Raw genomic sequence first — 9,087 nt, 5'->3', positions numbered from 1 at the left:
CCGACCGTGCTGATGAGTCTGTTCACGTTTGCTCCTCGTTCCCTGGCCGACCGTCCCCCCGAGCCGGTCCGATGGATGCGGACCTGGCCCGAGACTGGCACTCCTGGAAGGTGGAAAGGGTCAAGGATTGGGCAAACTTTGGGGAAACGGAGTCCAGTGCCGCGAGATCGACAGCGTGTGATGGGGTGAGCCCATGCCACAGACCGTCACTGGCGTCATCGCCCGCAGCAAGGGTGCCCCGGTCGAGCTCGTCGATGTCGTGGTCCCGGACCCTGGTCCCGGTGAGGTCGTCGTCGCGGTCCAGGCGTGCGGGGTATGCCACACCGACCTGCACTACCGCGAGGGCGGGATCAACGACGACTTCCCGTTCCTGCTCGGCCACGAGGCCGCCGGGGTCGTCGAGGCGGTGGGCGCCGGGGTCACCGAGGTCAGCCCGGGAGACTTCGTGGTCCTCAACTGGCGAGCGGTGTGCGGCCGGTGCCGGGCCTGCGCGAAGGGTGAGCCCTGGTACTGCTTCGACACGGCCAACGCGACCCAGAAGATGACCCTCGTCGACGGCACCGAGCTCAGCCCGGCGCTCGGGATCGGCGCGTTCGTCGAGAAGACCCTGGTCGCCGCCGGTCAGTGCACCAAGGTCGACCCCGACGCCGACCCCGCGGCGGTGGGCCTGCTCGGCTGCGGGATCATGGCCGGCTTCGGCGCCGCCGTGAACACCGGCGGCGTCGGCCGCGGCGACAGCGTGGCGGTCATCGGCTGCGGCGGCGTGGGGTGTGCGGCGGTCGCCGGTGCGGCGGTGGCCGGCGCCACGACGATCGTCGCCGTGGACGTGGACGACCGGAAACTGGCGCGGGCCAAGCAGTTCGGCGCGACGCATACCGTCAACTCCGGCACTGACGATCCCGTGGCGAAGATCCGTGAGCTGACCGGCGGCTTCGGGGCGGACGTCGTCATCGAGGCCGTGGGGCGGCCCGAGACCTACGAACAGGCCTTCTACGCCCGCGACCTCGCGGGCACCGTCGTCCTCGTCGGCGTACCTACCCCGGACATGCGCATCACGTTGCCGCTCCTGGAGATCTTCGGTCGCGGCGGCTCGCTGAAGTCGAGCTGGTACGGCGACTGCCTGCCCTCTCGCGACTTCCCCATGCTCGTCGACCTCTACCGCCAGGGCCGGTTCGACCTCGACGCCTTCGTCACCGACACCATCGATCTCGGCGACGTGGAGGCGGCGTTCGAGGCGATGAAGGGCGGCGACGTGCTGCGCTCGGTCGTCCGGCTGTGAGCGACGGCGCCGGTATGCGCGTCGACCACGGGGTGGCCTCCGGCACCTTCAGCCTCGACGGGGGCACCTGGGACGTCGAGAACAACCTCTGGGTCCTCGGGGACGACGACGAGTGCGTCGTCGTCGACGCGCCCCACGACGCGGCACCGATCCTCGCGCTCGTCGGCGACCGCCGGGTCGTGGCCGTTCTGTGCACGCACGCGCACGACGACCATGTCACCGCTGCGGTGGCCCTCGCTGAGGCGACCGGCGCACCCGCGTACCTGCACCCGGCCGACCGGATGCTCTGGGACCGCGTCCACTCGCGGCCCCCGGACGGCGAGCTGACCGACGGCCAGAGGTTTCGGGTCGGTGGCGTCGAGGTCGAGGTTCGGCACACGCCCGGTCACTCGCCGGGCTCCTGCTGCTTCCACGTTCCGGCCCTCGGGGTGGTGTTCACCGGTGACACGCTCTTCCAGGGCGGACCTGGAGCGACGGGGCGCTCGTTCAGCGACTTCGGCACCATCGTCCAGTCCATCCAGGACCGGCTGCTATCGCTCCCGCCCGAGACGGTCGTCCACACCGGGCACGGCGACTCGACCACCATCGGTGCCGAGGCCCCACACCTGCGGGAGTGGCTCGACCGGGGTCACTGACCGGCGGCACCGACCGGCGTCAGACGAGCGTCGCGCGGCTCTCCTCGTGGGCCTGGTCCAGGGCGCGTCGGACCGCACCCGTGACGACCCCGGCGTCGCCCAGACGGCTGGCCTCGATGCGCGGGACCCGCTTCAACCACCGCGGCAGCTCGCGGACGACGTCGTCGTGAATGAGGTCGACGACCTCGCTGACGCCGCCGTCGATGACGACCAGCTCCGGGTCGAGCAGGCCACTGAGCACGCCGACCAACCGGCTGGCCGCTCATCCGGGCGACGGCACCGATGCCGTGCGTGTCGCCGACCCCCTCGACGATCCCGAGGAGGGCCAGCTCGCCGGCTGCGCCACCGGCCCCGCGGACCAGCCGGCCGCCGACGACGATGCCGGCGCCGAGTCGCTCGCCGGCGAGGACGAGCACGATGTCGTCGATAGGCGGCAAGACGCGCCTTCGGGCGGAAGATTCCTGCCGTGATCGGGGCAAAGATCCTCCGACTGGAGGTCCATGCGATCCCCTCGCCGTCGGACAATGGTGTCCCGGTGCGAGGGAACGGGTGGGCAACGTGACGGAGACGACGGCGGCAATGGCGGTGGCCGAGGTGATGGCCGAGCTGGCCGCCCTCGAGGACCCCAAGGTCCTCGAGGTGAACCGAAGGCATGGTGACGCCCACGGTGTGAACCTCGGCCAGCTCCGAGTCCTGGCCAAACGGCTCGGGACGCAGCAGGACCTCGCCCGCGAGCTGTGGGCGACGGGAGGCGCGTCGGCCCGGTTGCTGGCGATCCTCGTCTGCCGCCCGAGGGCGTTCGACCGGGACGAGCTCGACGCGATGGTGCGTGAAGCGCGTACTCCCAAGGTGCACGACTGGCTCGTGAGCTACGTCGTGAGAAAGAGCCCGTACGGCGAGGAGCTGCGCGTGGCCTGGTTGGCCGATCCGGACCCGGGCGTCGAGAGCGCGGGCTGGGCGCTGACCACCGATCGCGTGGCCAAGAGGCCCGAGGGGCTCGACCTTGGCGCACTGCTCGACGAGATCGAGGCGGAGATGAGCGGCGCACCGGATCGCCTGCAGTGGGCCATGAACCACTGTCTCGCCCAGATCGGCATCGAACACGAGAAGTACCGCGCAAGGGCCATCGACGTCGGCGAGCGACTGCGGGTCCTGGAGGACTACCCGACGCCCCCCAACTGCACGTCCCCGTTCGCCCCGGTATGGATCACCGAGATGGTCGCACGACGGAAGTCCGGCTAGGCGTGCCGGACACGACCAGCGCCGGCGTCGTGAGGGGCGTGGGACGCTCAGTACTCGCACTGCTGCTTCCCGACCCGGTAAGGACCCGACTCCCATGGTGGCCCGACAGATCCCCCGTCCCGCTGACCTGCGTCCCCTGTTGCGGTTCAGGGCCCCTCGGCTGGACCGTAGGGCGGCGCGGCTGGCCGACGCGCTGACGATCGAGGATCTGCGTCGGATCGCGCGGCGCCGGACCCCGACGGCGGTGTTCGACTACACGGAGGGGGCCGCCGAGTCCGAGATCTCCATCGCGAGGGCTCGTCAGGCGTTCGAGGACATCGAGTTCCACCCGAACGTGCTGCGGGACGTGGCCGAGGTCACGACAGACCGTGAGGTCCTGGGCGGGCCGGTCGCGTTGCCGTTCGGTATCGCGCCGACCGGGTTTACCCGGATGATGCAGACCGAGGGGGAGGTGGCCGGGGCGCGGGTCGCCGGGCGGTACGGCATACCGTTCTCGCTGTCGACGATGGGGACCACGTCGATCGAGGACGTGCGGGCGGCGAACCCGGACGGGCGGAACTGGTTCCAGCTGTACATGTGGAAGGACCGGGACCGGTCGATGGCCCTGGTGGACCGGGCGGCGAAGGCGGGGTTCGACACGCTGCTGGTCACCGTCGACGTCCCGGTGGCGGGGGCGCGGCTGCGCGACAAACGCAACGGCTTCTCCATCCCGCCCGCGCTGGGTGTCCGGACCGTTCTCGACGCGCTGCCCCGGCCGTGGTGGTGGTGGGACTTCCTCACCACGGAGCCGTTGGCGTTCGCGTCGCTGGACCGGTGGTCGGGAACGGTCGGGGAGCTGCTCGACACGATGTTCGACGCGACCGTCGACTTCCAGGACCTGGCCTGGATCCGGGACCAGTGGCCGGGCAAGGTTGTCGTCAAGGGCATCCAGGACCTCGGCGACGCCCGCCGCGTCGCCGACGTCGGTGTCGACGGGATCGTCCTGTCGAACCACGGAGGGCGCCAGCTGGACCGGGCTCCCATCCCGTTCCACCTGCTGCCCGACGTGGTCCGCGAGGTCGGCTCGGAGTACGAGATCCTCCTCGATACCGGCATCCGGTCCGGAGCTGACATCGTCGCCGCCGTCGCCCTCGGGGCCCGCTTCACCCTCGTCGGCCGCGCCTACCTCTACGGCCTGATGGCCGGGGGCGAGGCCGGCGTCGACCGGGCCGTTGACATCCTCGCCGGCCAAGTCACCCGCACGATGCAGCTGCTCGGCGTCACCAGCCTCGACGAGCTCGAACCACGGCACGTCACCCAGCTGCAACGGCTCGCGCCGGTGCCCCGGTCGGTGCGGCCGATGGAGGTCGCTACGACGCCGCGAGGAGGAACTGGGTCGCGGCCAGCTCACGGTAGAGCGGGTCCTGGCTGACCAGCTCGGTATGCGAGCCCACGGCCCGGACCCGGCCGGCGTCCATGACGATGATCCGGTCGGCCATCGTGACCGTGGACAGCCGGTGCGCGACGACGAGGACGGTCGTGGTGCGAGCGACGTCGGCGATGGTCTCGCGCAGCGCGGACTCGTTCACCGCGTCGAGCTGTGAGGTGGCCTCGTCGAGGAGGAGCAGGCGGGGGCGGCGCAGCAGCGCCCGGCCGATCGCCACCCGCTGACGCTCGCCGCCGGACAGCTTCATCCCCCGATGGCCGACGGTGGTCTCGAGGCCCTGGGGCAGTCCGGCCACCATGGCGACGAGCCGGGTGGTCCGCACGGCCTCCTGGACCTCGTCATCGGTCGCGTCGGGAGCACCGAAAACGAGGTTCTCCCGCAGGGTCCCGGACAACACCGGTGCGTCCTGCTCGACGTAGCCGATCGCGGCTCGCAGCTGCTCGATCGGCCAGTCGCGCACGTCCCTGCCGTCGACGGACACCCGCCCTTGGTCCGGTTCGTAGAACCGCTCGATGAGCGACAGGACCGAGGTCTTGCCGGCGCCGGAGGGACCGACGAAGGCGGTCATCCCGCCCGGCGGGACGACGAAGCTGACGCCGTCGTGCACCAGGGGCAGGTCCGGCGCATACCGGAACAGCACCCGCTCGAAGGTGACCGATGCGGGCGGGCTGCCGGGTTCGGGCAGACCGGTCGCCGCGCCGGTCGGCTCGACGGGCAGGGCCTCGGCCTCCTGGATCCGGGTGACGGCGGCGGCACCCACGTGGTACTGGGTGACCGCGCCGGCGAGCTGGTTGACCGGCGCGATGAGGAAGAACACGTAGAGCAGAAAGGCGACGAGGGTGCCGATGGTGGTGCTTCCCGAGGCGACCCGGAGCCCACCGACGCTGAGCACCGCGATGAACGCCACCTGGATGGCCAGGCCGGCCGTGTTGCCGGCGATGGAGCTCCACGTCGCCGCGTGCACACTCGCCCGCCACGCCTCGGTGGCCGCGGCGTCCAACCGCGCACCTTCGCGCTCCTCGGCGCCGGACGCCTTCACGGTGCGGAACGCGCCGAACATACGTTCCAGGGCCGCACCCATCACGCCGACCGACTCCTGCGCGCGCTTCGACGCCCGGTTGATGCGCGGCACCACGACCCCGATGACCACGACCGCGAGCCCGAGCGCGACCAGGGTCACGGCGAGCATGACGGGGTCCAACAGCGCCATCAGCACAATGGTCGCGCCGAGCGTGAGGAACCCGGTGATCCCGCCGACCAGGGTGCCGATGGTCACCTCGCGCAGCAGCGTGGTGTCGGCGGTCACCCGCGACATGAGATCGCCGGGCTCGTGCCGCTCGACCGCCGACAGGCGCAGCCGCAGCAGCCGGGCCAGCAGGCCGCGACGCGCTTCCAGGACCACGGTCTCCGCCGTGCGCCGCAGGACGTAACCGCCGAGCGCACCGATGGCGGCGTTCGCGACCACCAGCACCGTCATGAGGGCCACCAGGCCGCTGACGGGCCGCTCGGTGCCGAGGGTGCTGATCAGCTCGCGAACCACCAACGGCAGTGCGAGACCGGTGGCGGCGGTGGCCAGGCTGAGCAGGCCGCCGAGGACCAGCATGCGCCAGTGCGGGCGCGCATACCCCAGGAGCACCCGCCACGTAGCCACCGTGGGTTCGGGAGCAGCGACCGCCCCCTCATCCATCCGGTCAGCCTACGTTCCTCTGTCCCATCGTCCCGGCGGCGGTGGGCCGCGGACACTCAGATGAACGGCGGCTGGAGCTCGGGCTCGGTCGGCGGGGAGTAGAGGATCGACCGGCGCGCGGAAGACACCGTCAGGGTGCCGATGGCGATGCCGATCGCCGCGTTGATCAGGCACGTCGCCACCTTCGCGCCGAAGTCCGATCCCATCGTCAGCGGGATGACCGCGGCCACGGCCGTCACCAGGCCGACGATCCACCCGAAGTACGTGATCGGCGATGGTGTCGTCCGCAGGAGGAGGAACAGCAGCCCGGTGGCCAGCAGGCCGCAGCCGAACGCGGCGCCGGCATAGGCGAGGGTCGCGGCGTTGCCCCACACCCCGCTGTCCGGCGAGCCGAGGAGCGGGATCTTGAACACGCCGCGCGCGATGACCACGCCGACGACGGCGATCAGGGCGGCGACGATCGAGGTGGCCAGCCCGGCAGCGCGGAACCGCCGTTCGTCGAGCTCGGGGCGCGGCGACGGCCTTGGCTGCGACGAGCCCCGGTAGGGGTTCTGTGCCATCCGTGCTCCTTCGTGCCGCGTTTCCGCAAACGGTACCCGCAGCGAGGCCACCGCAACCGCGAGCGAGGGTCAGGTCAGTGGGGCTGCCGAGGGGCCTTGCTGCGCGAGGTGCAGCATGCTGATCTTCTGCCAGATCTTGCGGGACATCCCGGTCGTGAGGACCTCGATCTCGCTGACCGTGTCGAGTACCACGGGGTCGGTGGACTGCTCGGCGCAGAGGGCGGCCGCCTTCGACACGATGGTGAGCAGCTCGCTGCAGTAGTCGTAGTAGCGGCCGAGCTCGGCGCGGGTCAGCGACCCCTGGTCGGCCTGACCGCCCTCCCCGCGGGGGAGCAGCTTCTCCGGCGACGTGGACATCTGGTGCATGTCGACGATGTGGGCGAGCGAGCGGAGCCGGTGCAGCGTCTCGAGGGTCCGCCGGCGACGGACCCGGGCCGGCACGGTCATGAGGAAGAAGATGGCGATTCCCGCGAAGACGACGTCCTTGACCCCGCTCTCGACGTACTGCAGCCAGTCGACGGCCCGGGCGGGACCTATCTGGGCCGCCCCGGTCCCGACGGCCGACACGATCGCGACGACGATGAGGAGGACGAGCAGGACGATCGCCATCCGTGAGGCGAAGTAGACGAAACGCTGTACGGGTGCGTTCTCGCTCGCCTGCCGTTCGATCCGGCGGATCACCTCGCCCACCTCGGTCGCGACCTGGGCGAGGTGCCGGTGGGGGAACTGGTCGACGATGCGGGCCTGGAGCTGGTCCAGCGTGTCGCTGACCTTGTCCGGGTCCAGCCGGTCGTACCGGCGGTGGTCCGAGAGGCCCCCGCGCGTCGACATGGCGGTCAGCGTAGTGAGCGTCAGGACGGGCGACGCCGCGCCGATAAACTCGGGCGGTGCCCCTCCGCCTCTACGACACGGCCGCGCGTGCCCCGCGCGACTTCGAACCCCTCGAGCCGGGACGCGTGGGCATCTACATCTGTGGACTCACGACCCAGGGAGCGCCCCACATCGGGCACGTCCGGTTCGCCGTCGCCTTCGACGTGCTGCGGCGCTGGCTGGAGACCGGCCACGGGTACGACGTGACCGTCGTCCGCAACGTCACCGACATCGACGACAAGATCCTGCGCAAGAGCGCCGAGGTCGGTGAGCCCTGGTACGCCCTGTCGTACCGCAACGAACGCCTGACCGCCGCCGCCCTGGACGCCCTCGGTGTCCTCCCCGTCACCTACGAGCCGCGGGCCACCGGGCACATCCCCGAGATGGTGGCGCTGATGGACGACCTCATCGAGCGTGGACACGCATACCCCTCGCCGGACGGCTCCGGCGACGTCTACTTCGACGTGATGTCCTGGCCGGAGTACGGGTCGCTCAGCCACCAGTCACCGAACGACATGGCCGCCGCGGAGGACGCCGACCCGCGCGGTAAGAAGGACGTCCGCGACTTCGCGCTGTGGAAGGGTCACAAGGAGGACGAGCCGCCGAGCGCCTCCTGGGCCACCCCCTACGGCTCGGGCCGCCCCGGCTGGCACCTCGAGTGCTCGGCGATGGCCCGCCGCTACCTCGGTGACACCTTCGACATCCACGGCGGCGGCATCGACCTGCGCTTCCCCCACCACGAGAACGAGCAGGCGCAGTCCCACGCGGCCGGCCTCGGCTTCGCGCGCTACTGGCTCCACAACGCCTGGGTGACGGTCAAGGGCCAGAAGATGGGCAAGTCCCTCGGCAACGCGCTGGAGGTCAGCAAGGTCATCGAGGTGGCGACCCCGCTGGCCGTGCGCTACTACCTCGCCGCGGCGCACTACCGCTCGACCATCGAGTACCACGAGGGCTCGCTCATCGAGGCGCGGGCCACGGTCGAGCGGATCGCGGGCTTCCTGGAGCGGGTGGACCGTATGCGTTCGCTCGTGGGCGTGAACGGTGTTCTGCCGCAACCCTTCCGGGACGCGATGGACGACGACCTCAACGTGTCCGGGGCGCTTGCCGTCGTCCACGACACGGTACGTGCGGGCAACACCGCCCTCGACGACGGTGACGACGACGCGGCGCACGAGGCCGCCGCGGCGGTCGTGGCCATGACCGAGGTGCTCGGAGTGAACCCGCTCTCGCCGATCTGGGACAACGCCGGCCCCGGCGGCGCGGACGACGCGCTCACCGCTCTCGACGCACTGGTCGCCGACCAGCTTGCTGCTCGCCAGTCCGCCCGCGCGGCAAGGGATTTCGAGGCGGCCGACGCGATTCGCGACCGGCTGACCGAGGCTGGAATC

General features: G+C 71.0%; 10 protein-coding genes. 6 read left to right on the top strand and 4 right to left on the bottom strand.

Annotated features, from left to right (window positions below; genetic code table 11):
• Nucleotides 1–193 precede the first annotated feature (193 nt).
• Both VIG79_RS17575 and VIG79_RS17570 read left to right on the top strand, forming a co-directional pair.
• Nucleotides 194–1,279: an S-(hydroxymethyl)mycothiol dehydrogenase gene (locus tag VIG79_RS17575; protein ID WP_331887973.1), complete on the top strand. Its 1,086-nt coding sequence runs from the start codon at nucleotides 194–196 to the stop codon at nucleotides 1,277–1,279.
• A gap of 14 nt (nucleotides 1,280–1,293) precedes the next feature.
• Nucleotides 1,294–1,914, top strand: coding sequence for an MBL fold metallo-hydrolase (locus VIG79_RS17570; protein ID WP_331887977.1), 621 nt, complete (start codon nucleotides 1,294–1,296; stop codon nucleotides 1,912–1,914).
• Nucleotides 1,915–1,933: 19 nt separating this feature from the next.
• Here the strand turns inward: VIG79_RS17570 and VIG79_RS17565 are convergent, their stop codons facing one another.
• Nucleotides 1,934–2,155 carry a hypothetical protein gene (locus tag VIG79_RS17565; RefSeq protein WP_331887971.1) on the bottom strand — a complete coding sequence of 74 codons (222 nt, stop codon included), beginning with the start codon at nucleotides 2,153–2,155 and terminating at the stop codon, nucleotides 1,934–1,936.
• 46 nt (nucleotides 2,156–2,201) lie between these two features.
• Here VIG79_RS17565 and VIG79_RS17560 point away from each other — a divergent pair, with 46 nt between their 5' ends.
• The 3 genes from VIG79_RS17560 (at nucleotide 2,202) to VIG79_RS17550 (ending at nucleotide 4,567) form a co-directional block, all read left to right on the top strand.
• The gene (locus VIG79_RS17560) at nucleotides 2,202–2,384 is read left to right on the top strand and encodes a hypothetical protein (protein ID WP_331887969.1); all 183 of its coding nucleotides are present in this window, start codon (nucleotides 2,202–2,204) and stop codon (nucleotides 2,382–2,384) included.
• Between the two features lie 109 nt (nucleotides 2,385–2,493).
• Nucleotides 2,494–3,156: a DNA alkylation repair protein gene (locus tag VIG79_RS17555; RefSeq protein WP_331887975.1), complete on the top strand. Its 663-nt coding sequence runs from the start codon at nucleotides 2,494–2,496 to the stop codon at nucleotides 3,154–3,156.
• Nucleotides 3,157–3,250: 94 nt separating this feature from the next.
• Complete coding sequence (locus tag VIG79_RS17550) at nucleotides 3,251–4,567, top strand: alpha-hydroxy acid oxidase (RefSeq protein ID WP_331887967.1); 1,317 nt, start codon at nucleotides 3,251–3,253, stop codon at nucleotides 4,565–4,567.
• Here VIG79_RS17550 and VIG79_RS17545 read toward each other — a convergent pair.
• From VIG79_RS17545 to VIG79_RS17535, 3 genes are all read right to left on the bottom strand, one after another.
• Nucleotides 4,506–6,269 (bottom strand): ABC transporter ATP-binding protein, encoded by a 1,764-nt coding sequence (locus VIG79_RS17545; protein WP_331887965.1) that lies wholly within the window; start codon nucleotides 6,267–6,269, stop codon nucleotides 4,506–4,508. The two genes, VIG79_RS17550 and VIG79_RS17545, sit on opposite strands and share 62 nt — an antisense overlap.
• Before the next feature lie 56 nt (nucleotides 6,270–6,325).
• Nucleotides 6,326–6,829: a DUF6069 family protein gene (locus VIG79_RS17540; protein WP_331887963.1), complete on the bottom strand. Its 504-nt coding sequence runs from the start codon at nucleotides 6,827–6,829 to the stop codon at nucleotides 6,326–6,328.
• A gap of 69 nt (nucleotides 6,830–6,898) precedes the next feature.
• Nucleotides 6,899–7,660 (bottom strand): hypothetical protein, encoded by a 762-nt coding sequence (locus tag VIG79_RS17535; RefSeq protein ID WP_331887961.1) that lies wholly within the window; start codon nucleotides 7,658–7,660, stop codon nucleotides 6,899–6,901.
• A 56-nt stretch (nucleotides 7,661–7,716) separates the two neighbouring features.
• Between VIG79_RS17535 and cysS the strand changes: the two genes are divergently transcribed.
• Nucleotides 7,717–9,087, top strand: a 1,371-nt coding sequence (cysS, locus tag VIG79_RS17530; protein WP_331887959.1) for a cysteine--tRNA ligase, incomplete at its 3' end; no start/stop codon positions are given.

This window comes from Lapillicoccus sp. (assembly GCF_036559105.1).
In the GTDB taxonomy this organism is placed as follows: Bacteria; Actinomycetota; Actinomycetes; order Actinomycetales; family Dermatophilaceae; genus Lapillicoccus.
The sequence above is the reverse complement of the archived record's forward strand: the minus strand, read 5'-3'. Positions and strand labels throughout refer to the sequence as shown.